A 24,477-nucleotide genomic window follows, 5' to 3' on the forward strand; every position below is an offset into this window, starting at 1 on the left:
AACGCCCCCGAAGGGGCGTTTTTATTCACAGGCTAGCGCAGTAGCCCGTCAAGCAGCAGCTTTTTTGGTGGCTGCTTCGATACGGCGGGTGATGTACCACTGCTGAGTGATCGACAGGCAGTTGTTCACAACCCAGTACAGCACCAGACCAGCCGGGAACCACAGGAAGAAGAAGGTGAAGATGATCGGCATCATTTTCATCACCTTGGCCTGCATCGGATCCGGAGGCGTTGGGTTCAAGCGCTGCTGGATGAACATGGTAGCGCCCATGATGATCGGCAGGATGAAGAACGGATCCTTGATCGACAGGTCGGTGATCCACAGCATCCATGGGGCCTGGCGCATCTCGACGCTTTCCAGCAGAACCCAGTACAGGGACAGGAACACTGGCATCTGCACCAGGATCGGCAAGCAGCCGCCCAGCGGGTTGATCTTCTCTTTCTTGTACAGCTCCATCATCGCCTGGGACATCTTCTGGCGATCGTCACCGAAGCGTTCCTTCAGCGCGGCAAGCTTCGGCGCCACGGCACGCATGCGCGCCATCGAGCGGTAGCTGGCAGCCGACAGCGGGAAGAACAGGCCCTTGATGAGCATGGTCAGCACGATGATCGACCAGCCCCAGTTGCCCAGCAGGCTGTGGATATGTTGCAGCAGCCAGAAGATCGGCTGGGCGATGAACCACAGGAAGCCATAGTCGACGGTCAGTTCCAGGCCTGGGGACAACTCTTTCAGCTTGGACTGGATCTTAGGACCGGCATACAGCACGGCGCTGGTTTCGACCTTGCCGCCCGCTGGAACGCTGAGAGCAGGGCCGGTGTAGCCGATGATGTAGTTGCCTTGGCTGTCCTTGCGGGTCTGGACAGTGTTGTTGTCCGATTTGGCGGGAATCCAGGCGGTCACGAAGTAGTGCTGCAGCCAGGCGACCCAGCCGCCGGACACATTTTCTTTCAAACTACCTTTGTCGATGTCCTTCATCGAGACCTTTTTGTAAGGCTCGGAAGCAGTCCACATGGCGGCGCCCAGGTAAGTGGCGGTGCCGGTGGCGGTGCTGGAGGACGGGTCGGAGCTGGCGTCACGCTTGAGCTGGGCAAACAGGTTGCCGTTCCAGGCCTGGCCGCTCTGGTTGTCGATCAGGTAGCTGACGGTCAGGTCGTACTCACCGCGCTTGAAGCTGAAGCGCTTGATGTAGTTGACACCGTTATCGCTGAACTTCAGATCGACCACCAGTTGATCCTGGCCGTCGGCCAGCTGGTAGGCCTTCTGCTCGGCAGCGTACAGCGGCCGACCGGACGAACGGGCATCCGGACCATTGGCACCGGTCAGGCCGCTTTGTGCCAGGTAGACACGCTCGCCGCCGTTATCGAACAGCTGGAACGGAATGTCCGGATGGTCCTGGCGACGTGGGTATTTCGGCAGGTTCAGCTGGACGATGTCACCACCGACCGGGTCGATAGCCAGTTCCAGGACATCGGTCTTGATCCGGATCAGGTCCTTGCTGACTGCAACCGGTGCCAGTTCGGCAGGGCTGGATTCGGCATTGGCGCTTGGCACATCGGCGCTGGCGGTACCGGCCGGCACGCCATCCGGCAAGGCCGGGGCAGTGGTGCTGGCAGCAGTATTCTGAGTCGGCAGGGCAGCCTGGCCGTAGTCCTCGTTCCACTTGAGGACCATGACGTAGGACACGATTGCCAGGGCGACGATCAGGATCGTGCGTTTAATATCCATGATTACTCGGCTATCGAAGAAGTTCGGGAGGAAGTAGCGGGGGGAACGGGATCGAAACCGCCGTCGTTCCACGGATGACAACGCCCCAGGCGACGAACGGCTAGCCACCCGCCACGCAGGAGGCCATGGTTTTCGATGGCTTCAAGAGCGTAACAGGAGCAACTGGGGTAGAAACGACAGTGATTGGCCATCAGGGGACTGATGGCGTAACGGTAAAACTGGATCGGAACGATGGCCAGTTTACGCATCTTGACTGTCTACCCCTGCGGAATCGGCGTTTGCCGCTGGAGTTGGCCGGCTGCGCGCCAGACGTTTCCAGAGCTTGCCAAAGTGTTGGTGCAATTCCGGGTTTTCTATCTCACCCAATCCCTTGCGCGCGACGATCACTATATCCAGGCCACCCAGCGATTGCTGGTTGAGCCGGAAGGAATCGCGCATCAAGCGCTTGAGGCGATTGCGTTGAACGGCGAGCTTGACGCTCTTCTTGCCGATCACCAGGCCGAGGCGCGGGTGATCCAGGCCGTTCTCGCGAGCAAGGATCAGCAGGTTTTTCCCTGGAACCTTGCCGGTTGGGGAGTCGAAGACCGCTTTGAAGTGCCGGGGTGTAAGCAGTCGCTTTTCCCGACTGAAGTCCTGACTCACCACCTGTGCCGAAAAATCAAATGGCCAGACGCTTACGGCCTTTGGCACGACGACGCGACAGAACAGCGCGGCCGTTCTTGGTAGCCATACGGGCACGGAAGCCGTGGGTGCGAGCGCGCTTGATGGTGCTTGGTTGGAAAGTACGTTTCATGGCGTTGTTACCTGGGTTTGTCGACTACGGGCCGGAATGGCCCCCTTTTTAAGAGATCGGCGATTCTAGAGAAAGCAAGCCCGTAGGTCAATTTCCAACCAGCCTTTCCTTATGGAAGGCGCTTTTGCTGCTGGAGACATGGATGGGTTGATCCGTCAGGCAAACGGACGACAAAATGAAAAAAAAGAAGAGACATATAAAAAGCTTTTCTGAAGAACTTATAAATCTTAAGTGGATAACCTTCTGTGGATAACCTCTCTGAGCCCTTAAAAATCGGGGTGTACAGGGATTCAAAACCTTGTCGGTAACAGGTGCTGCGCTTGTGCCCGAGGTGAGGACAGCCTGTGGATGGAATGGGTCGTTATCCACAGTCGAGTTATCAACAGGCCTGCTCTCAGGGTTGTGCATAGCCCTCATGTCGGGTTATCCACAGACCTTATTCACATGGGTTGGAAGACGTTTTTGCCGCTAAATGGCTGTTTTGTCATGGCTTGGAATGTTTCCACATGTGGATAACTGATCGCTCGACCGGTACAATGGCGGTTTGTTTTTGCCTCATCCGGCTTTCAACTCAGGGGATATCCGTGTCAGTGGAACTTTGGCAGCAGTGCGTGGAGCTTCTGCGCGATGAACTGCCTGCCCAGCAATTCAACACCTGGATCCGTCCGCTACAGGTCGAAGCCGAAGGCGACGAGTTGCGCGTCTATGCGCCTAACCGTTTCGTGCTCGATTGGGTGAATGAAAAGTACCTTGGCCGTCTGCTCGAATTGTTGGGTGAAAACGGCAGCGGTATGGCGCCAGCCCTTTCCTTGTTAATAGGCAGCCGTCGCAGCTCTGCTCCACGTGCAGCACCTAACGCACCTGTGAGCGCTGCAGTCGCTGCTTCGCTTGCACACAACCAGACCCAACAGGCCAATGCGCCTGCGGTAGCTGCCGTTGCCGAACCGGTTCAAGTACCGGTAGCGGAACCTGCACAGGTAAATGACGTCGCTGAATCGGCTTCGCGAGACAGCTTCGATGCGATGGGCGACAACGCCTCGGTACCTGCCACTGGCAGCCGTACCGAGCAGCGCACTGTCCAGGTTGAAGGCGCGCTCAAGCACACCAGCTACCTGAACCGCACATTTACCTTCGAGACCTTTGTAGAAGGTAAGTCGAACCAACTGGCCCGCGCAGCGGCCTGGCAGGTTGCCGACAACCCCAAGCATGGCTACAACCCGCTGTTCCTCTATGGGGGTGTGGGCCTGGGTAAAACCCACCTCATGCATGCTGTGGGTAACCACTTGCTGAAGAAGAATCCGAATGCCAAAGTCGTGTACCTGCATTCCGAGCGCTTCGTCGCAGATATGGTCAAGGCCCTGCAGCTCAATGCGATCAATGAATTCAAGCGCTTCTACCGCTCCGTGGATGCGCTGCTGATCGACGACATCCAGTTCTTCGCCCGTAAAGAGCGTTCCCAGGAAGAGTTCTTCCACACCTTCAACGCCTTGCTCGAGGGTGGTCAGCAGGTCATTCTCACCAGCGACCGCTATCCGAAGGAGATCGAAGGCCTGGAAGAACGCCTGAAGTCGCGCTTCGGCTGGGGCCTGACGGTAGCCGTTGAGCCGCCAGAACTGGAAACCCGCGTGGCAATCTTGATGAAGAAGGCCGACCAGGCCAAGGTCGAGCTGCCACATGATGCTGCGTTCTTCATCGCCCAGCGCATTCGCTCCAACGTACGTGAACTCGAAGGCGCCCTGAAGCGGGTGATCGCACACTCGCACTTCATGGGCCGTGACATCACCATCGAGCTCATTCGCGAGTCGTTGAAAGACCTGCTGGCGCTGCAGGACAAGCTGGTGAGTGTGGATAACATCCAGCGCACCGTGGCCGAGTACTACAAGATCAAGATCGCCGATCTGTTGTCCAAGCGCCGTTCGCGCTCCGTTGCGCGCCCGCGTCAGGTCGCCATGGCGCTGTCGAAGGAACTGACCAACCACAGTCTGCCGGAGATCGGCGACATGTTTGGCGGTCGCGACCACACCACCGTGCTTCACGCCTGTCGCAAGATCAACGAATTGAAGGAATCCGACGCGGACATCCGCGAGGACTACAAGAACCTGCTGCGGACGCTGACGACGTGATGGTCGCCAGCGCAGCTAATTGAAGGCAAGGGACTAGACCATGCATTTCACCATTCAACGCGAAGCCCTGTTGAAACCCCTGCAACTGGTCGCCGGTGTCGTCGAGCGCCGCCAGACCTTGCCGGTGCTGTCCAACGTCCTGCTGGTCGTGCAAGGCCAGCAGCTGTCGTTGACCGGTACCGACCTGGAAGTCGAACTGGTTGGCCGCGTGCAACTGGAAGAGCCGGCTGAGCCAGGCGAGATCACTGTCCCGGCGCGCAAGCTGATGGACATCTGCAAGAGCCTGCCGAACGACGTTCTGATCGATATCAAGGTCGACGAGCAGAAGCTCCTGGTCAAAGCTGGCCGTAGCCGCTTTACCCTGTCGACCCTGCCTGCCAACGATTTCCCTACCGTTGAAGAAGGCCCGGGTTCGCTGACTTGCAACCTGGAGCAGAGCAAACTGCGCCGCCTGATCGAACGCACCAGCTTCGCCATGGCCCAGCAGGACGTGCGTTATTACCTCAACGGCATGCTGCTGGAAGTGTCGCGCAACACCCTGCGTGCGGTTTCCACGGACGGTCACCGCCTGGCTCTGTGCTCAATGAGCGCTGCGATCGAGCAGGACGACCGGCACCAAGTCATCGTTCCGCGTAAAGGTATTCTGGAGCTGGCGCGCCTGCTGACTGATCCGGAAGGCATGGTCAGCATCGTTCTGGGTCAGCACCATATCCGTGCGACCACGGGTGAGTTCACCTTCACTTCCAAGCTGGTCGATGGCAAGTTCCCGGACTACGAGCGTGTACTGCCCAAGGGCGGTGACAAGCTGGTGGTCGGTGACCGTCAAGCGCTCCGCGAAGCGTTCAGCCGTACGGCGATTCTCTCCAACGAGAAGTACCGTGGCATTCGCTTGCAGTTGGCTGCAGGCCAGCTGAAGATCCAGGCCAACAACCCTGAGCAGGAAGAAGCGGAAGAAGAGATCAGCGTTGAATACGAAGGTAGTTCGCTGGAGATCGGCTTCAACGTCAGCTATCTGCTGGACGTATTGGGCGTTATGACTACTGAGCAAGTTCGTCTGATTCTGTCCGACTCCAACAGCAGCGCACTGCTGCAGGAAGCGGGCAATGACGATTCTTCTTACGTTGTCATGCCGATGCGTCTGTAATACGTAGCAGGCGAAATGTCCCTTCGACGTATCATGGTCACCGCGGTGCGCAATCTGCACCCGGTGACGCTCTCACCTTCCCCCCGCATCAACATCCTCTACGGCGCCAACGGCAGTGGCAAGACCAGTGTGCTCGAAGCTGTGCACTTGCTTGGCTTGGCCCGATCATTCCGTAGTACTCGGTTGAACCCGGTCATTCAATATGAGCAGCCAGCTTGTACCGTGTTTGGCGAAGTTCAGCTGGCGGAAGGAGGCACCAGTAACTTGGGCGTCTCAAGGGAGCGGGCGGGCGAATTCACTATCCGCATTGACGGGCAGAACGCCAAGAGCGCGGCTCAGCTGGCGGAAATGCTGCCGCTGCAACTGATCAACCCGGACAGTTTCCGGTTGTTGGAAGGCGCACCGAAAATCCGTCGACAGTTTCTCGATTGGGGAGTGTTCCACGTGGAACCTCGTTTTCTGCCTGCTTGGCAGCGTCTGCAGAAGGCGCTGCGGCAGCGGAACTCATGGTTGCGGCATGGTACACTTGACCCAGCTTCGCAAGCCGCCTGGGACCGGGAGTTATGCCTGGCCAGCGCGGAAATAGATGAATACCGTCGCAACTACATCAAGGCCTTGAAGCCCGTCTTCGAGCAAACCCTGAGCGAGCTGGTCGAGCTGGACGGGTTGACCCTGAGCTACTACCGAGGCTGGGACAAGGACCGGGAACTGCAAGAAGTACTCGCCTCCTCACTCCTTCGCGATCAGCAGATGGGCCACACCCAAGCCGGCCCTCAGCGTGCTGATCTGCGTCTTCGTCTGGCTGCCAACAACGCAGCTGACATCCTGTCGCGTGGTCAGCAAAAGCTGGTGGTGTGCGCACTGCGCATTGCCCAGGGCCACCTCGTCAGTCAGGCGCGCCGTGGCCACTGTATTTATCTCGTTGACGACCTGCCGTCCGAACTGGATGACCAGCATCGCCGCGCACTGTGCCGCTTGCTTGAAGAATTACGCTGCCAGGTGTTCATCACCTGTGTAGATCACGAATTACTGAGGGAAGGCTGGCAGACGGAAACGCCAGTTGCCTTGTTCCACGTGGAACAAGGCCGTATCACCCAGACCCACGACCATCGGGAGTGAAGGCATGAGCGAAAATCAAACGTACGACTCCTCCAGCATTAAGGTGCTGAAAGGTTTGGATGCCGTACGCAAGCGTCCCGGCATGTACATTGGCGACACCGATGATGGTAGCGGCCTGCACCACATGGTCTTCGAGGTGGTCGACAACTCGATCGACGAAGCCCTCGCCGGTCACTGCGATGACATCACCGTCATCATCCACACGGACGAATCCATTAGCGTGCGCGACAACGGTCGCGGCATTCCGGTCGACGTGCATAAAGAAGAAGGCGTTTCCGCAGCCGAGGTCATCATGACCGTGCTGCACGCCGGCGGTAAGTTCGACGACAACTCCTACAAGGTATCCGGTGGTCTGCACGGTGTAGGCGTGTCGGTGGTAAACGCACTGTCCGAGAAACTGGTGCTGACCGTTCGCCGCAGCGGCAAGATCTGGGAACAGACCTACGTTCACGGTGTTCCACAGGCGCCGATGGCCATTGTCGGTGACAGCGAAACCACCGGTACCCACATCCACTTCAAGCCTTCGGCTGAAACCTTCAAGAACATCCACTTCAGCTGGGACATCCTGGCCAAGCGTATTCGCGAACTGTCGTTCCTCAACTCGGGTGTCGGCATCCTGCTGAAGGACGAGCGTTCGGGCAAGGAAGAGTTCTTCAAGTATGAAGGTGGCCTGAAGGCTTTCGTGGAATATCTCAACACCAACAAGACCCCGGTCAACTCCCAGGTCTTCCACTTCAACGTCCAGCGGGACGATGGCGTGGGTGTCGAGATTGCACTGCAGTGGAACGACAGCTTCAACGAAAACCTGCTGTGCTTCACCAACAACATCCCGCAGCGTGACGGCGGTACCCACCTGGTCGGTTTCCGCTCCTCGCTGACCCGTAGCCTGAACAGCTACATCGAGCAGGAAGGCCTGGCCAAGAAGAACAAGGTCGCCACCACCGGTGACGATGCCCGTGAAGGCCTGACTGCGATCATTTCGGTTAAGGTGCCGGATCCGAAGTTCAGCTCGCAGACCAAGGACAAGCTGGTCTCCTCGGAGGTGAAAACCGCCGTGGAACAAGAGATGAACAAGTACTTCGCCGACTTCCTGCTGGAAAATCCGAACGAAGCCAAAGCCGTGGTCGGCAAGATGATCGACGCTGCCCGTGCCCGTGAAGCGGCGCGTAAAGCCCGTGAAATGACCCGGCGCAAAGGCGCGCTTGATATCGCCGGCCTGCCGGGCAAACTGGCGGACTGCCAGGAGAAGGACCCTGCCCTTTCCGAACTGTACCTGGTGGAGGGTGACTCTGCGGGTGGTTCGGCCAAGCAAGGCCGTAACCGTCGCACCCAGGCAATCCTGCCGCTGAAGGGCAAGATTCTTAACGTCGAGAAAGCACGCTTCGATAAAATGATCTCGTCCCAGGAAGTGGGCACGCTGATCACTGCACTGGGCTGCGGCATCGGCCGCGAAGAGTACAACATCGACAAGCTGCGTTATCACAACATCATCATCATGACCGATGCTGACGTCGACGGTTCGCACATCCGTACCCTACTGCTGACCTTCTTCTTCCGTCAGCTGCCGGAGCTGGTCGAGCGCGGCTACATCTACATCGCACAGCCACCACTGTACAAGGTGAAGAAGGGCAAGCAGGAGCAGTACATCAAGGACGACGAGGCCATGGAAGAATACATGACCCAATCGGCACTTGAAGATGCCAGCCTGCACCTGGACGAGTCGGCGCCAGCCGTTTCCGGCGTACAGCTGGAAACCCTGGTAAATGAATTCCGCGCCGTGATGAAGACCCTCAAGCGCCTGTCGCGCCTGTACCCGGAAGACATCACTGAGCACTTCATCTACCTGCCGGAAGTCACCCTGGAGCAACTGGGCGACCACGCCGTGATGCAAGCTTGGCTGGTGAAGTTCCAGGAGCGCCTGAGCAACAGCCAGAAGTCGGGCCTGACCTATCAGGCCAGTCTGCGCGAAGACAAGGAGCGCAATGTCTGGCTGCCGGAAGTGGAAGTCACCTCCCACGGCCTGGCCAGCTACGTCACCTTCAACCGCGACTTCTTCGGCAGCAACGACTACCGCTCGGTGGTCAACCTGGGTGACAAGCTGTCTACCCTGCTCGGCGAAGGTGCCTACGTGCAACGCGGTGAACGTCGCAAGGCGATCACCGAATTCAAGGAAGCGCTCGACTGGTTGATGAATGAAAGTACCAAGCGCCATACCATCCAGCGATACAAAGGTCTGGGCGAGATGAACCCAGAGCAGCTGTGGGAAACCACCATGGACCCAACCGTCCGCCGCATGCTCAAGGTCACTATCGAAGACGCGATTGCCGCCGACCAGATCTTCAACACCCTGATGGGCGACGCGGTGGAGCCACGCCGTGACTTCATCGAAAGCAATGCCCTGTCGGTGTCGAACCTGGACTTCTGATCTGGTTGTAGGTTCACAGAAAAGCTGCACGCTTTCACAAATAGATGACCGGCCGGGCTTCAACCATGGCCCCTGTCGGTCACCATCAAGCCCGCCTTCGCGGGCTTTTTTTTGCCTGGAATTCCTGCCGGGGCGCCCTACTCCGCTCATTGGAAAATGATGCAGATGGGGGGATTTGAGGAAGTGATTTGATGGGGCGCTGGAAGTGCTGAGAGGGTCGGCGGGCGGATCTGAGCAGCAGAGAGATTGAGAGGACTTTAAAACTAATATTTGAACACCTTAATAGTTAATTAAGCGTACGTGTTAAGTATTAATTTGAACAATTTAGTATGGAAATGGAATTTGGTGGAAGTTGCCATTTTGGATTTTTTGTAGATTTCGAAGGGATGTTGGAATAAGATCTATGACCAACTTTTCCGCTTTGCACTGAAGATTTTCAGCCAAATCAGCTGTTTGAAGCGAGAGCTTCAGACCTGATCCAAATTGCTCCAGCGATCACGAAGTGGCCGTTTAGAAATAAAGAGAGCAAGCCGATTGCTTTAGATTCTGATCAGTCATGAGAGTCATGACCAATGAGAGAAAAGGAGACCTGAAAATGTAGAAAAACGCGATCAATCCCGAGAGGACTGACCGCGCTTAGCGAAGCAGACTTGCGTCCTCAGAACCCGCAATGTCTGCTTTTTCGAAGCGACTGTCAATCCTCTCCCATTTTTTCGACCTTAGCGAGGTTACTCGACGGCACAGTGTTGCCTGTCGAAAGGCCTCACTTCGCCCGCCCTGCGCCTTGATTTTTTGGCGCAGCGTCGGCGCTCGTTTCGAGATTTTCGGAGGTGTTTCATGACAGTACGAAAGGTGGTCACGCGGCGGTCCAACCATTACCGCGGCTACTTCCCATCGCTCAAAAATAAAAAGCCTGTGCCCTGGGAGTCCCAGCTCGAAGGCGCTCTTTTTCGGCTTCTTGAGCTGTCTCCTGCGGTCATCGGCTACGTCCCGCAGCCCAGTGAGGAACGTGTTCCATCGCTCCAGGGCTACTTCAAATATTACCCAGACGTACAGGTTTTCCTCGCGGATGGGCGCGAGTGGTGGTTTGAAGTGAAGCCTCACGACCGACTGAAGATTGCCAGCGTCAGGCAGCGACTGGATGCCGCTGAGCGCTACTTCAACGCCACTGCCCGTAACTTTTCGGTGATCACTGAAAAGTTAATTGAAGCTGAACCCCTGGCTACCAATCTTAGAAGGCTGATGTATCACCGGCGCGGTCCAGAGCTTTCGCATCAGGCGTTGGAGGAGGTAATGGCGACCTTCAACGAATGGCCGCCTATGACCGTTGCAGATCTGCTCTACGTGGTTGGTGAGGGGAAAGCCTGGCGCTTGTTAGGCCTTGGGGTGGTGGGCATTGACCTTGATAGGTCAATTGACACTGACTCCCCGGTCTTCCTGCAAGGGGGGCACCGTCATGCAAACCTTTTCCCTTAGGGTGAAATTGGTCGTCATCGTTCGTGGCGTACTGATGGTGCTTGAGAAGAGGCTTATTGACCGGAAGCTGCTCTTTTTCGATGAGCTTGGTGAGCCCACGAAGCTATCCGAGAAGGAGTTCTATGAGGCCTACGAGAAGCGCGAGATCGAGATCTCCGCTGATCAGCCATACCTTGGGAGGGTTCCGTATGTGCGGAACGTCCCTCCAGATATTTCATGCTTCCCCAAAAAACATGGAGATGAGGCATTGCGTCGACGCAAGTATCTGGACGACCTAACTAAGCGCGGTAAATACAAGCTACCGGGTGACGAAGACATGATCAAGAAGCTTAGAGATATCGCCAAAAAGATTGGGGATGCGTGCGCACCCTCGGTTTCCACTATTCGACGTTGGGCAGCCAAATACATTGGCCAGAACGTAGTAAAGCTTATCCCTCAGCATGCCAAAAAGGGTCGGGCTGCCGCGATACAGGGAGAGCTCGAAGTTATTCTTGAAGGGGTGATTAATAAAACCTACCTGCAGGATACGATTCCAGCGGTCAGCGTGGTCGTTTCAGAATTCGAGGATCAGATAAAAGAGAGGAACAAAAGTCGTTTGCCTTCGGATCAGCTCAAGATCCCAAGCGGAATGACTGTCCGAAGGTACATCGCCAAGCTGGATCCGTACCTTGTGGATAAGGAGAGGCTCGGAAAACACGCAGCAGACAAGAAGCACCGTGTTGCGGCGGGTGTCCTACGTGTCCATGAGATTTTGGAACGTTGGGAAATTGATCACACCTTGTTGGACGTCCAGCTTGTGGATGAAACCTCGGGGCTGTGCATTGGGCGCCCCTATCTGACGATCGTCCTCGACCGCTTCTCTCGAATGGTGATGGGATATTTGCTCCACCTGTCGGCGCCAAATACGGAAACCGTGCTTCGTGTGATCGAACGCTCAATCCGTCCAAAAGCCGAATTGCTGAAGCGCTTTCCGAAAGTGAGAAATGAATGGTGGGCACGTGGGCTGCCGGCTCGAATAGTCCCAGACAACGCAGCGGAATTTCACGCGGGCGATCTCATCATGGGATTCAACGAGTTGGGTATCGAGATCATGTATCCCGCTTCAAGGGCCCCTCAAAGGAAAGGTGCCGTCGAACGCTTTTTCAGCACACAGAACCTGGGGCTTATCCACAACCTCCCGGGTACCACCTTCTCGAATATCCAGCAGCGTGGCGATTACGACTCGGAGAAGAATGCATGTTTCACGCTCCCTCAATTGGAGGCGGTGGTAGTGAAATGGATCGTCGATGGTTACCACCAGACTCCTCATCGGGGGCTGGACAACAGAACACCGGCTCAAGTCTGGGGGACTAGCGAGGCGAACCATGTCATCAGCCTTCCCGTCGACCTGGACTCGTTGGAGTGCATTCTGGCCAAGCGGGCCTCGGTGAAGGTTCACCATTACGGCATCGAGGTTGCCAAAGTGGGCTACCACTCTACGGAACTTGCTGAGCTCCGTATGCGTTTGGCAGACGGAGAAAAGGTAAACGTCCGCTATCGAGACGAAGCCGGGCACGTTTGGGTTCACGACCGCTTCAGAAACTTGTTCTTCAAAGTGCCCGCCAAAGATGAGCGAATGGCCGGTAAGAGCAGGGAGGTGTGGAAGGCTGCCGAGAAAGCGCTGCGAGAAAAATATAATGAGCAGCCTAGCTTCGAGGCTACGCACAGGTGCTACCAGGAAATTATGGAAGATGCAGACGAGGCCCGCCGTTCGCAGACGCTCAGAAAACGACGCGCAGCTGCCATAGCGAAAATCGACAAGGAGGGTCGAGTGACCGAAAGCACGCCTCCACCCAAGGTACTCGCTGAAGTGGAATGGACCGGTGACTCTATTCCTAACATTCCGCCAGCAGCCTTCAAGGTCTCGGTTCGTCGCCCTGCTGGGAGTTCTAAGCCATGAACGCCATCAATCTGTACGAATGCTACGAGCATGGTGAATACAGCTTTACGCTCCGCGATCGTTTTATTCACAGCCCTCAAGTCGAGCGAGCGTTGACGCGACTAGGCGATATCCACGGCGATAGTCGGCGTACCAGAGCAAGTAAAGGGTTGCTGATCCAAGGTCCAAGCGGAGTGGGCAAGAGCACATTGGTCAAGGAGTACATTCGGTCATTGGAGGAATTGGAGAGCCATGACCCACAGAAGCGGACAGTTCTGTTCGTCGAGATGCCTTCGTCTCCAACCAAAAAGAACCTGGCAGCAGCCATTTTGGCAGAGCTGAAGGATCCCTTCGCAGAGGCACGAGGACATTCGGCAGAGGTTAAATTTGCGCGAGTAGTCCTGCTGCTGAAGAACCTTGGCGTGGAGATGTTGGTCCTCGATGAGGCGCAGCACCTGGTCGATTATCGTCGTAATGGTGCGTATGAGGCAGCAGACTGGATCAAGAGTCTGATGAATGAAACCAGTATCGCGTTTGTTCTGATTGGGCTGAAGCGCACCGAAAATCTCCTGCTAGCAAACGAGCAACTGCGACGCAGGTTTTCGGCCACGGTGGCATACGATCGCTTCACCTTCTCCGCTAATACGTCTCTTCATTTCGTGATGTTGTTGCAGGCAATCGAGGGCGAACTGCCTGTTCAAACCATCAGTTTTGTAGAGCCAGCGATGATTAAACGCTTCTACCTGGCTTCCTATGGATTGATCGACTACCTCATCAAGATTGTGGACAGGGCTGTTTGGCTGGTTCAAGTCCAGGACCTTGTCGGGATTGAACTTCCTGTGCTGGCCCAGGCTTTTGAAGACGAGGTTTGGAGCTACGCCACCGAGGATCGAAACCCCTTCAGTGCGAGCTTCAATTTCCAGCCTCTGTTCGGGAAGCGGGAGCCGTTTGAGACGTTCGAAGAGAGCAGTACCTGACGGCCAAGGGCCGGGCTTATCGGCCCGGCTCTACTCCCCTGATTTTTATGTCTTCGATTTCATGGATGTGTAGGAATGTTTGGTCTTTTAATCAACCCACGACCACACCAAGACGAAAGTCTTTTGGGGTACCTGCAGCGCCTGGCGAAAGCCAACGGATTACCCAGAAAGGAACTGCTCACCGCCTTTGCACGAGCCGACGAGACCGATGTTGCGGACTGGCTGCAGATGATGGAAGGACCACTGAGCTGGCCTGCGGTATCTGCTGAGTTTCGTGATCCAAGGCCCAAGGGGGTCAAGTTATGGACGACTCATCACGCTCGTTACTGTCCGATCTGTTTGGGCGAAGCCGGTTATTGGAGAGAAAGCTGGGGCTTGACCCTGGTTACGACGTGTTCTGTCCACGGCACTGAACTCCACGGGCGGTGCCCCAACTGTCTGAAGGAAACCGATCCAAGCGCAATGAGTGCGAATAGTTGCCAAGCGTGTGGCACCTCATTGAGTGGGACCAATTTTGAGATCGCGCCGGCGAGTGATACGGCCGCCTGGCTCACCTCTGGCTTTGAAGATAGGTTTTACGCCGACTCGTTGCCAGCTGACGCGGGATTGGCGGCCCTCACCTACGAACAGTTTCACGAGTTGTCATCGCGTCTCGCTGTCAGAAGTTTGCCTACGGAAAGAACCCAGCCGCTGAAGGTTGCTGATTCGGGTTCGCTAGAGATATCGCGGCTTATGGCAAACGCGGCGGGCGTGGTTCTCATGAACTGGCCTCTCGCATTCAGAGAACTGCTGAGTGGCCTCAAGGCAGTCCATTCCGATAACGAACATTGGACGCTCAGCAGATCGTTCGGCCCGATATACCACGACATCCACCGTGATCTGGATGACTCTTGTTTTGACTTTCTTCGTCGAGAGTTCGAATCATTTCTGCAGCATGCGTGGGAAGCACCGTTAGCGAAGCGAAATCGCAATTTGAGTGAGGAGACGATTGAGAGACATCGTTGGGTGTCGTTCGATTCTGCTGCTGAAGCTTGTGGTCTCGGGGTATCAGTCATAAAACGCCTTCATCAGGAGGGACAAATCGCCTATCGGGAGAAGGTCCATGAAGATCGAGTCTTTACGGTCGTGGACCTGGATCATTTGAAGGCAATCTCGCAGCATCTCCAGGGCGTGGCTGATATGAAAGAAACCTCGACTTTGCTAAGCCTCTGTCGCAATCGGGTTAGGCAGCTGCTAGCTGGTGGTACCCTCCAGTTCTTTGGTGGAGAACCGCGCCCAGGCGAAAGGTGGCTGATTGACTGCCGCTCGATCAACGAATTGATTGATGAGAAGCTGCCTACCAGCTCTGACCAGAGCCTGGTGTCGATCAACTACTTGGCCAAGCATTCTCTGCCCAAGGGGGGTGGGTTGGTCGAGTTGGTTCAGGCAATACGTGCAGGTGAACTTCGCGCTTACGGCCCAGCTGAGAATGGCTCGGTTGCGGTAGGGGCGTGGTTACTCAAGCCGCAAGATTTTGCAGCGTGGCAACAAGCCCGAGCTGAGAACAAGAGTCCGGTCTTTCCCGGCCTGTCGGTAGTCAAGGCTGCTGCGCTGTTAGGCGTCAAAGAACAATGCGCATACGCGTTCGTTCGACTGGGTCTGCTATGGAGCACTGCTGTCGAACGAGGCCGGCGTACGCAATTGATGGTTAAGCCTCAAGCCATCGACAGATTCAGGCGTGGCTATATCTTGGGACCGGAGATTGCGGTGTATTTGGGGAAGTCGACCAGGGAGGCGTTCAAGCACCTTTGGGAGGCCAGGTTTCGCCCCGTTGCGGGGCCATCCATTCCAAACGCGGCTTGCCGGCAGTACGTTTGGGTAAGAAGCAAAAAGCTGATCGATTACCTCGCAAGTGAAGCCGCCCAGATCGACGATCCTGAAGCCATCACGTTTTTATCCACACCGATCGCTCAGCCTCGTGATTGCCGATTCAGGCATGTGGGATCAAGATAGTTAGCACGCTTTCTTTCTTGATTGCTAAAATCATCGAACCCATTTTGGAGAATCTTATGTCCCGTCTCGCTGAATTCCGCCTGCTCGAACAACAGCTCGCAGCCCAACTGGCGGAGCTGGAAGCGCTGAAAAATGACTCTGCCCTGAAGCAGGAAATGGAATTTGAAACGAAGCTGCGCAGTTTGCTCAACGAGTATGGCTACGGCCTGCGCCAAGTGGTGCTGATCCTCGATCCGCAAGCGGTGGCTTCCACTGATATGGCCCCAAAAACCTCTCGGAAACCACGCGAAGTGAAGGTCTACAAGAATCCACACAGCGGAGAGGTTGTTGAGACCAAGGGTGGTAATCAGCGTACGCTTAAGGCCTGGAAAAACGAGTATGGCGCTGAGGTAGTCGAGTCTTGGCTCGCCAATTGATTGCACTGCAGGCGGCTTCTGGCACGAGATGAATCGTGGTGCGCCCCGAATGCAAATTCCCATTCTGGGGCGTGACGAAATTTTCTGCGGGTGGTGGATTTAGAGAATTAAAACTGTCGCTAGAGGGTCCCGTCTTTCGCGGCCTGCAGCCATTTGGAGAGGAAACGCAAAACTGTCGCAATCACCCAAAACGCCGGTTCAGACTGATTCGCTAGAGAATTAAAACTGTCGCAGCCTGAAACGACGCGGCTTTCACGTGTATTCAGAGCCATCATTATCGATAGCCTGCTTACAAACATGTAATTCCTGGATCACGTGGATGACAGCTCCCAGTCGGTAAGCTTCACTCATGTCTTCATGGAGTAACAGAAATGAACACCGCTAAAAGCATTGCCGCCCTCATGCTCGTAATCGCCTCCTCATCCGCTTTAGCTGAAGGAGGATCTGATCGCTTACACGGAAAGATGATTCAGGCAAATGAGCAAGCAATGCGTGCCTACGCCGCTGCCAATGGAAAAAAACCACCTGAAGTGATCCATTATCGCTACGGAATGAAACTGGATGTGGCGAGAGTTATCAGTATGACTTCGCTCAAAGGTAGCTGCGACGTGATGCCGACACAGATGAATTACGAGGACTCAACAGGTGAGTTGAAAATCCTCGAATATCGCTCTGCTGGAATTAACTGTAGAGGTCAAAACTGACCGAAGGGACAGGGTAAGTCTTGGAGTAAGCTGACCACGACCAGCGCTGCAGCTGGTCGGCTGGCCGGCAGAAGCCCTTCCCCCGGGGCATCTTGCATTACGTGTCAGGATAACTGGCAACTACTTGATCGTCCCCACTCTTGGTGAGGCCGATGACTTGATAGGCGTGTTTCATGCCATCAACCTCCATACCTGGTGAGCCAGCGGGCATGCCAGGTACCGCGACGCCTGCCAGGTCGTTGCGCTTTATGAGCTCCTGCACCTGGGCTGCGGGGACGTGACCTTCCACAAACTTGCCATCGATAACCGCGGTGTGACACGAAGCCAGCCTCGGAGCTACTCCTAGCTCTTGCTTCACCGCCCTCATGTCCGTTTCAACGTGGTCGACGACCTTGAAGCCGTTTGCCTCCAAGTGCGCTATCCATTTCTTACAGCAACCGCAATTAGCGTCCCGGTGCACATCGATAGTCAGGGGCTCCGCAGCAAAGGCGGCTGAGGCGATTAGAAGTGACGCTGCGGTACTTAAACCGAGGAAGCGGCGCTTACTTGTCATGAGTGTGCTCCTTCCCGTCTTTGTGCACATGGGTTTTGGGAGTAGAACCTGTGTGGTGGTCCGAGTGCGCCTCGCCGGACTCGTGTTCACCGTGGTGCTCCGCTACTGATGAAGACTCCGAATGCGAACTGCCATGATCATGACTTTCCTCAGCCACGCCGTTTGCTGCGGAATCATCATGATTTCCATGACCTGATTTCGCACCACCGTGTTGGCCTTCATGGTTATGCATATCGCTTTCGCCACCGCCATGTTGGTGACCACCACTGGAAGCGACCATCATCTGGTACTGCTCAGCATTGAGTTGCGGTAGCTGGTCCAGGAACGCGACGATTCCCCAGATGTACTGGTCGTCCATGCTCTTACCCCAGGCTGGCATGCCTGTCGCTTTGATACCGTGCTTGATGGTCCAAAACGCAGCAGCAGGGTCACCGCTTACACCTATCTCGGTGAGGTTTGGTGGGGATGGGTATAGGGCTTGGCTGAGTTCAGTTTTCTCCACCCCTGGCGCGAGGTGGCAACCGATACACATGGCGTTGTAGTTGCCTGCCCCTGCTTGGATGAGAGCAGGATCTTTAAGGTTTGGCACCTCAATGTCGCTTGCTCGGACTTCAATCGAGCGATCCCGCGCCATGGCCAAAAACGCATGCACAGCGGGGAAGTGTGGGTCGTCCGCACCAACGTTCACGAGACCGAAGTAAGCAGCACCTAGCACTGCTGCGCTAGTAACAGCACCTGCCGCCACCAGCGTTGTAATTGTTTTTTTCATGTTGAGTTCTCAAAACCACATCCGAATACCGGCCACAAAACGAGCTTCGTCCACGTCCCCGCCTTCATCCCGAATGAAATCGGCGGTTTTGCCGTAGGAACGGCTCCAGGTGACACCTATGTATGGCGCGAACTGGCGAACAATCTCGTACCGTAACCGCAGCCCGACTTCGGTGTTTGCCAGGCCAGAGCCGACGCCGCGTTCCGGGTCGTTCTTGCCATAAAAGTTGGCCTCAGCGGTTGGCTGAAGAATTAAACGATTGGTTAGCAAGATGTCGTACTCGCCCTCCAGACGGGCAGCGGTTTGACCGTTCTCGCCGATAAAGGCGGTGGCTTCAGCTTCGAAGTCATACAGGGCCAGGCCCTGAATACCGAACGCAGCCCAGGTCTGCGGATCCTCCGGTTTGAAATCCTGCCGGACGCCGGCGACAACATCCCACCACGGGCTTACCGAGCGGCCATAGAGGAGCTGCAGCTCAGCATCTTCAGTCACACCATTGGTTCGTTCACCTTCCGAGCGAATCCAGAGCCTATTGATATCGCCGCCCACCCAGCCGGATGCATCCCAAGCAAGCGTGCTACCTTCATCGGCATCTTGGTATTCCAGTTGGTCTAGCAAGAAAAAGCTGTTGAACCCGCTGTCATCCATTTTGTGCCCGTCAAGCGGGGGGAAGGCAGCCTGCCGGTCGGCATCAGTCAGCACCGGGATTGGCGTACGGCTGGTCGGGGTCGGCGAATCAGCGTTCCCGTTTCCCATCGTGGAATGACCCATCGCGCCATGATCCATGCCTTCCATGGACCCGTGATCCATGCCTTTCATGCTTCCATGGTCCATCTTGCTGTGGTCCATCGAGGCGGGTTTCGCTTTGGGCTGGCCATGGCCCATTTTGCTGTGATCAACGGGTGCAGGTTGCGTGGGTTGCTTGCTCGCGCCCATCTGGCTGTGGTCCATGCCCGGCATCGCAGCCTGTGATGAGGCGTGGTCCATCTGCATGGCACCGTGGCCCATTGCCGAGTGGTCCATTCCGGAATGATCCATTTCAGCGGCGAAGCTGGGCGAAACGCCCAGCACACCTAAAGAAACGGCGAATGCCAGCAGCGATGGTCGTGCAACGCTATTGGCCATTTTTCCCTGCCTTAGCTTTGTCGCTGCCATGCGATTCCATCATTTTGCTGTGATCCATTCCTTCCATGGAACCATGATCCATGCCCTCCATAGAGCCATGATCCATGCCTTTCATGGAGCCGTGATCCATGCCTTCATGGTTCATGCCCTGGGCTTGCTTGCTCTTCGAGCCGTTCGATTGCGCCGCGTTGGACGACTTTTGAGAGTGCTGATCATGGTTGTCACTGGACCAGGAAGACGGGGCGTACACCGCGAGCAGGCCAACCATCGCGGCAGAGAGGAAAAAGGCGCTTCGTTTCATTGGTTTGCTCATCTCGTATCTCCAGTTCATTCGTCCACGCGGACTTCTCGGAACATGCCCATCTCCATGTGGTACATGAGGTGACAGTGATAGGCCCAGCGCCCGAGTGCATCTGCGGTTACGCGATAGCTTCGTTTCGAGCCAGGCGGCATATCGATCGTGTGTTTTCGCACCATGAAATTGCCGTCCTCATCCTCCAGGTCACTCCACATGCCGTGCAGATGGATGGGGTGAGTCATCATGGTGTCGTTGACCAAGGTAATACGCAGGCGCTCGCCGTACTTGAGCCGCAGCGGCTCTGCGTCAGAAAACTTGATCCCATCGAAGGACCAAGCGAACTTTTCCATATGCCCGGTAAGGTGCAGTTCGATTGTCCGGCCAGGTTCCCGGCCGTCAGGGTCGATGAAGGTGCTACGCAAATCCGAATACGTGAGAACCCGACGCCCGTTATCGCGAAGCCCGATCCCCGGATCGCTCAGCTTTGGCGTAGGGGTCATGGTCTGCATATCGACCAGAGGGTTGTTTGTTTCGGAGGCGGGATGGTTCTGCATGGCACCGCTGGCGGCCATATTGCTTTGGTCCATACCGGTCATGTTGCCGTGGTCCATGCCAGCCATCTTGCTATGGTCCATACCGGCCATGCTGCCGTGGTCCATGCCAGCCATCTTGCTATGGTCCATACCGGCCATGCTGCCGTGGTCCATGCCAGCCATCTTGCTATGGTCCATACCGGCCATGCTGCCGTGGTCCATGCCAGCCATCTTGCTGTGGTCCATACCGGCCATGCTGCCGTGATCCATGCCACCCATGCTGCCGTGGTCCATCCCCATATCACTCATGGAGATGAGAGGCCTTGGATCTACAGCCGGCACCGGTGCCTGCAGGCCCTCACGGACAGCCAAGGTACCCCTTGAATAGCCGGTGCGATCCATGGATTGAGCAAAGATGGTGTAAGCCTGCTCGTTTTCAGGCTCGACAATGACATCGTAGGTTTCAGCAACGGCAATCCGGAATTCATCGATCGACACTGGCTTAACGTACTGACCGTCGGCTGCGACAACCGTCATTTTCAAGCCGGGGATCCGCACGTCGAAATAGGTCATCGCCGAGCCATTGATAAAGCGAAGCCGGATTTTCTCCCCTGGCTTGAAGATTCCCGTCCAGTTCCCATTTGGCGCCTGGCCGTTCATGAGGTAGGTGTAGGTGTGCCCGCTCACGTCAGCGAGATCGGTTGGGCTCATCTTCATCTCGGCCCACATCTTTCGATCGGCCACAGCAGCAGACCAACCTTTCTCGCTCACGTCGTCGACGAAGTCGCCAACGGTGCGCTTGTGGAAGTTGTAATAGTCCGACTGTTTTTTGAGCTTGGACATAACCCGCGCCGGGTCTTCGTCGGTCCAATCACTCAGCATGACGACATAGTCACGATCGTAGGTGAAAGGCTCTGGATCCTTGGCATCAATCACCAGCGCACCGTAAACACCGACCTGCTCCTGGAAGCCCGAATGGCTGTGGTACCAGTAGGTGCCGTTCTGGTGGACCTTGAACTTGTACTCGTACATGCCGTCGGGAGCGATGCCATGGAAGCTTAGACCCGGCACGCCGTCCATATTCGCCGGCAGGATGATGCCGTGCCAGTGGATGGACGTGTCCTGCTTCAAGCGGTTGCGAACCCGTAGCGTGACCGTGTCGCCTTCGCGCCAACGGAGTATTGGTCCTGGCAGCGAACCGTTGATGGCCATCGCCGTTCGAGCTGCCCCGGTAATGTTCACCGGGAGCTCCCCGATGTACAGGTCAAAATCGGTGCCGGTCAGTACGTTAGGCTGGCCAGGGCTGGTTACGGCCCAGACCGGCGCGCGCCACATGCCCAGCCCACCCAGTAGTCCGGTAGCAGCCAGGCCTTTGACGAATGAACGTCTCGTGGTTTTGCTTTGCATGCCGTTGCGTCCAATCAGGTAGATCGCTGATATCCAGACTGCGGGATCCGCAGCCATCTGGTTTCAATTGAGCTCCCCCAAGCCTCGTAGACTTTCGCCAAAGCACAAGGATTGCGGGAGGCAATACCCCGAAAGCTGACATAGTTCAGATTCCGGGGTGATTACATTTCTGTAAGCTAAGCTCAGCAGCTCTCGTGGCCGGGGTGCTTTTGGCTTTGGGCGGTAACAGGAGCCTCTGCTTTTTTCTCCTGAGCAACCTGGTAAGCCTGCATGGAAGATGCACGTGCAGCTTCCATCCTGGCGAAGGTGCGATCCGCGCCGCCTTCAGCCAGGGCGAGGCTCGCCATGCCGAAGGTGACTACCATCACAATCGCTTTGATCATGTTCATTTGCGTTTCCTCTAAGGGTCAGTTTCGCCTGATTGGCGCCGTTCACAGTGCTCAAGCTAGCTACCCGGCACTGTCAGCAAGCTGAGCCCGACATTACTTTTCCGTCAGCTTCTGGTTGGGTGCCTTTTTTGCTGCACACTGAAGGGCATCCAAGGGGGCGCAGCAGATGAAATTACTCGTAGCCGAAGATGAGCCAAAAATCGGGGCCTACCTGCAGCAAGGGCTGACGGAGGCAGGCTTTACCGTCGATCGTGTGGTCACAGGGACCGACGCGCTGCAATACGCTTTGAGCGAGGCGTATGACCTGCTGATTCTTGATGTAATGATGCCGGGGCTAGACGGCTGGGAGGTGCTGCGGATGGTACGTGCGGCAGGGAAAGAGGTCCCAGTCTTGTTTTTGACGGCCCGTGATGGCGTGGACGATCGCGTGAAAGGGTTAGAACTCGGGGCTGACGATTACCTGGTCAAACCCTTTGCATTCTCGGAACTGCTAGCGCGTGTGCGCACTTTGCTGCGAAGAGGCAGCAGTGGCTATGCTCAGACCACTATGAAGATGGCTGACCTGGAGGTAGACCTGCTTAAGCGCCGGGCCACCCGAAATGGCAAGCGGATCGACCTCACAGCCAAGGAGTTCTCCTTACTGGAACTACTCATGCGCCGACGCGGCGAGGTACTGCCGAAGTCCCTGATCGCATCGCAGGTGTGGGATATGAACTTCGACAGCGACACTAACGTGATCGAGGTTGCTGTTCGTAGGTTGCGGGCCAAGATTGATGACGATTTCGCCCCCAAGCTCATACATACAGTTCGTGGCATGGGCTATCTGATGGATGTTCCCGAGTAATGCGCGCCCAATCGTCGCTCGTTAAACGCCTTACCCTCATGTTCATGTTCGCGGTCATCGCCGTATTGGTCGTTGCCGGCGTGAGCTTCTACATGCTCAGTCAGCACCATTTCCAGATGCTGGATGAGCAAGCCCTGGCCGAGAAACTCGAATCCACCCGGCACATCCTTTCACTTTCAGCAGCACGTGATGAACTTGAGGATCAGGAGCCTCAACTGCGTGCTTTGTTGGGGGCTCATCAGGACCTTTCTGCGGAGATTCTTGATGCTGACGGTACTGTCCTGTTCTCGGACTCCAAGGCATCCCGCATCCCTGAGCGCTTTAAGCAGGCCTCTTCTGGCGCCGTTTGGGACTGGCAAATCGACTCGCGGAACTTCCGGGGGATTACCTCTCAACTGGCTATAGCGCAGGCGCAGGCGCCGGTAACAGTCATGTTGATGCTGGATGTCACCAGCCATGCCCACTTTTTCAAGACGCTGCAATGGTGGTTCGGCATTGGCTTGGTCATCAGCGCTCTGGTTAGTGCAGGATTGGGGTGGATCGTGGCCAAGAGCGGTCTTCGGCCGGTTGGGCAGATCACCAAGGTGGCGACATCCATGTCTGCCCGGTCCCTTCGCGAGCGAATTCCATTGGAGCCCGTGCCGCTTGAATTGCAGGAGCTGATCCTCTCCTTCAACGGAATGCTTGCACGCCTGGAAGACGCGTTCGTCCGGCTATCAAACTTCTCAGCCGACATCGCACATGAGCTGCGGACTCCGGTAAGTAATCTTCTGACGCATACCGAAGTCGTTCTGACCAAAAAACGCGACCTCGATGCCTACGAAGACAACCTCTACTCCAATCTTGAAGACCTCAAGCGCATGTCGCGCATGATCGATGACATGCTGTTCCTGGCAAAAGCTGATAACGGCTTGATCATCCCCGAGCAGGTTGATATCGATCTGGTCGGGCTAGTGTCCAGACTGATTGAGTACTACCAGCTTGCAGCCGAAGACCGAAGCATTCGGCTTGCCCTTCAAGGCGAAGGTACGATCCGTGGTGACCGGCTAATGATTGACCGGGCGGTTTCCAACATTCTATCCAACGCTTTGCGCTATACCCCCGAAGGCCACGATATCGCCGTCCGGATTGTCGAGGCGGCTGATCAAGTGAACCTGTCCGTCCAGAACAATGGGGCCACGATTGATCCGGAACATATCAACAAAATCTTCGACCGGTTCTATCGCGCTGACCCTGCAAGGCGGGAAGGAAGCCCAAGCAACGCCGGCTTGGGTCTGGCCATAACGCGTTCGATCATCGAGGCTCATGGTGGGCGAATTTGGTGTACCTCCGCTGACGGCGTGACGAGTTTTCACATCGCTCTGCCGCACGCCAAACAATCCACTTCCAAGCCTCAAACGGCTTAATGCTCATTTCATGCGTGTAACCTATACTCGGCCATCATGAACCGGCTCCTACGACTGTTCACCATCCTGCTTCTAATCGCATCGCTTCCTCTCAACGGCATGGCGGGAGTCGACTCAGCCATTGAACCATGCCCCATGCAAACCATGGGGATGGAGATGATGGCGGGGATGGATCACGATTGTTGCCAGGATACTGATCCAGGATCAGCTGCCGACCACTCCAAAGCCTGCAAAGTGGGCCAGGAGTGTAGAACCGCGAGCACAGTTCAGGTCGAAATAATTAACCCCACGCTCACCTATTCTGCGCCTAGGCCAGTAGATACCTATGCGGTGAGCCTCGT

22 protein-coding genes are annotated in these 24,477 nt (G+C 56.1%); 12 read left to right on the forward strand and 10 right to left on the reverse strand.

All coding sequences use genetic code 11. The annotated features are described in order from the left end of the window. Positions 1-48 precede the first annotated feature (48 nt). Genes yidC through rpmH form a run of 4 tightly spaced genes read right to left on the reverse strand, consistent with a single transcriptional unit; the run spans position 49 to position 2,518 of the window. Positions 49-1,725: a membrane protein insertase YidC gene (yidC, locus tag APH28_RS04160; protein ID WP_060507766.1), complete on the reverse strand. Its 1,677-nt coding sequence runs from the start codon at positions 1,723-1,725 to the stop codon at positions 49-51. 2 nt (positions 1,726-1,727) lie between these two features. Further along, on the reverse strand, positions 1,728-1,973 hold the full coding sequence (yidD, locus tag APH28_RS27760; RefSeq protein WP_082432258.1) for a membrane protein insertion efficiency factor YidD: 246 nt from the start codon (positions 1,971-1,973) through the stop codon (positions 1,728-1,730). Continuing rightward, positions 1,966-2,370 (reverse strand): ribonuclease P protein component, encoded by a 405-nt coding sequence (rnpA, locus tag APH28_RS27765; RefSeq protein WP_082432259.1) that lies wholly within the window; start codon positions 2,368-2,370, stop codon positions 1,966-1,968. The genes yidD and rnpA overlap by 8 nt, the downstream gene beginning before the upstream one ends. Before the next feature lie 13 nt (positions 2,371-2,383). Beyond that, positions 2,384-2,518, reverse strand: coding sequence for a 50S ribosomal protein L34 (rpmH, locus tag APH28_RS27770; protein ID WP_003253163.1), 135 nt, complete (start codon positions 2,516-2,518; stop codon positions 2,384-2,386). 584 nt (positions 2,519-3,102) lie between these two features. On the opposite strand from rpmH, the gene dnaA reads away from it, so the two are divergent. The 10 genes from dnaA (at position 3,103) to APH28_RS04215 (ending at position 16,812) form a co-directional block, all read left to right on the forward strand. Continuing rightward, positions 3,103-4,641 carry a chromosomal replication initiator protein DnaA gene (gene dnaA / locus APH28_RS04170; RefSeq protein WP_060507767.1) on the forward strand — a complete coding sequence of 513 codons (1,539 nt, stop codon included), beginning with the start codon at positions 3,103-3,105 and terminating at the stop codon, positions 4,639-4,641. A 40-nt stretch (positions 4,642-4,681) separates the two neighbouring features. Further along, the gene (gene dnaN, locus APH28_RS04175; RefSeq protein ID WP_060507768.1) at positions 4,682-5,785 is read left to right on the forward strand and encodes a DNA polymerase III subunit beta; all 1,104 of its coding nucleotides are present in this window, start codon (positions 4,682-4,684) and stop codon (positions 5,783-5,785) included. Positions 5,786-5,800: 15 nt separating this feature from the next. Beyond that, the gene (gene recF / locus APH28_RS04180; RefSeq protein WP_060507769.1) at positions 5,801-6,904 is read left to right on the forward strand and encodes a DNA replication/repair protein RecF; all 1,104 of its coding nucleotides are present in this window, start codon (positions 5,801-5,803) and stop codon (positions 6,902-6,904) included. 4 nt (positions 6,905-6,908) lie between these two features. After that, positions 6,909-9,329, forward strand: a complete 2,421-nt coding sequence (gyrB, locus tag APH28_RS04185; RefSeq protein ID WP_060507770.1) for a DNA topoisomerase (ATP-hydrolyzing) subunit B — start codon at positions 6,909-6,911, stop codon at positions 9,327-9,329. 837 nt (positions 9,330-10,166) lie between these two features. Further along, positions 10,167-10,805 carry a TnsA endonuclease N-terminal domain-containing protein gene (locus APH28_RS04190; RefSeq protein ID WP_011953077.1) on the forward strand — a complete coding sequence of 213 codons (639 nt, stop codon included), beginning with the start codon at positions 10,167-10,169 and terminating at the stop codon, positions 10,803-10,805. Then, the gene (locus APH28_RS04195) at positions 10,786-12,744 is read left to right on the forward strand and encodes a DDE-type integrase/transposase/recombinase (protein ID WP_011953078.1); all 1,959 of its coding nucleotides are present in this window, start codon (positions 10,786-10,788) and stop codon (positions 12,742-12,744) included. Before APH28_RS04190 ends, APH28_RS04195 begins: the two co-directional genes overlap by 20 nt. After that, the gene (locus tag APH28_RS04200; protein WP_010951429.1) at positions 12,741-13,700 is read left to right on the forward strand and encodes a TniB family NTP-binding protein; all 960 of its coding nucleotides are present in this window, start codon (positions 12,741-12,743) and stop codon (positions 13,698-13,700) included. The genes APH28_RS04195 and APH28_RS04200 overlap by 4 nt, the downstream gene beginning before the upstream one ends. 75 nt (positions 13,701-13,775) lie before the next feature. Then, positions 13,776-15,692, forward strand: a complete 1,917-nt coding sequence (locus tag APH28_RS04205; RefSeq protein ID WP_010951430.1) for a TniQ family protein — start codon at positions 13,776-13,778, stop codon at positions 15,690-15,692. 56 nt (positions 15,693-15,748) lie between these two features. Beyond that, positions 15,749-16,108: a histone-like nucleoid-structuring protein, MvaT/MvaU family gene (locus APH28_RS04210; RefSeq protein ID WP_010951431.1), complete on the forward strand. Its 360-nt coding sequence runs from the start codon at positions 15,749-15,751 to the stop codon at positions 16,106-16,108. A gap of 371 nt (positions 16,109-16,479) precedes the next feature. Further along, positions 16,480-16,812 (forward strand): DUF2790 domain-containing protein, encoded by a 333-nt coding sequence (locus APH28_RS04215; RefSeq protein ID WP_011953079.1) that lies wholly within the window; start codon positions 16,480-16,482, stop codon positions 16,810-16,812. Between the two features lie 97 nt (positions 16,813-16,909). Here APH28_RS04215 and APH28_RS04220 read toward each other — a convergent pair whose 3' ends face one another. The 6 genes from APH28_RS04220 to APH28_RS04245 all read right to left on the reverse strand — a co-directional run bounded on the left by APH28_RS04220 (position 16,910) and on the right by APH28_RS04245 (position 21,886). Then, entirely contained in the window at positions 16,910-17,365 is a 456-nt protein-coding gene (locus APH28_RS04220; protein WP_011953080.1) for a DUF411 domain-containing protein, read from the reverse strand. Continuing rightward, positions 17,355-18,134: a cytochrome c gene (locus tag APH28_RS04225; protein ID WP_011953081.1), complete on the reverse strand. Its 780-nt coding sequence runs from the start codon at positions 18,132-18,134 to the stop codon at positions 17,355-17,357. The genes APH28_RS04220 and APH28_RS04225 overlap by 11 nt, the downstream gene beginning before the upstream one ends. A 9-nt stretch (positions 18,135-18,143) precedes the next feature. Further along, a complete protein-coding gene (locus APH28_RS04230) occupies positions 18,144-19,259 on the reverse strand; it encodes a copper resistance protein B (protein WP_011953082.1) in 1,116 nt (371 codons plus the stop codon). Then, positions 19,249-19,572, reverse strand: coding sequence for a hypothetical protein (locus APH28_RS04235; protein WP_012269845.1), 324 nt, complete (start codon positions 19,570-19,572; stop codon positions 19,249-19,251). Before APH28_RS04235 ends, APH28_RS04230 begins: the two co-directional genes overlap by 11 nt. Before the next feature lie 14 nt (positions 19,573-19,586). Further along, on the reverse strand, positions 19,587-21,497 hold the full coding sequence (locus APH28_RS04240) for a copper resistance system multicopper oxidase (RefSeq protein ID WP_023377932.1): 1,911 nt from the start codon (positions 21,495-21,497) through the stop codon (positions 19,587-19,589). A gap of 182 nt (positions 21,498-21,679) precedes the next feature. Beyond that, positions 21,680-21,886, reverse strand: coding sequence for a co-regulatory protein PtrA N-terminal domain-containing protein (locus APH28_RS04245; RefSeq protein ID WP_011953085.1), 207 nt, complete (start codon positions 21,884-21,886; stop codon positions 21,680-21,682). A 166-nt stretch (positions 21,887-22,052) separates the two neighbouring features. Between APH28_RS04245 and APH28_RS04250 the strand changes: the two genes are divergently transcribed. Both APH28_RS04250 and APH28_RS04255 read left to right on the forward strand, forming a co-directional pair. Beyond that, entirely contained in the window at positions 22,053-22,730 is a 678-nt protein-coding gene (locus APH28_RS04250; protein WP_011953086.1) for a heavy metal response regulator transcription factor, read from the forward strand. Then, positions 22,730-24,136, forward strand: a complete 1,407-nt coding sequence (locus APH28_RS04255) for a heavy metal sensor histidine kinase (RefSeq protein WP_011953087.1) — start codon at positions 22,730-22,732, stop codon at positions 24,134-24,136. Before APH28_RS04250 ends, APH28_RS04255 begins: the two co-directional genes overlap by 1 nt. Positions 24,137-24,477 lie beyond the last annotated feature (341 nt).

It is taken from the genome of Pseudomonas sp. NBRC 111124 (assembly GCF_001320245.1).
Taxonomy (GTDB): Bacteria; Pseudomonadota; Gammaproteobacteria; order Pseudomonadales; family Pseudomonadaceae; genus Aquipseudomonas.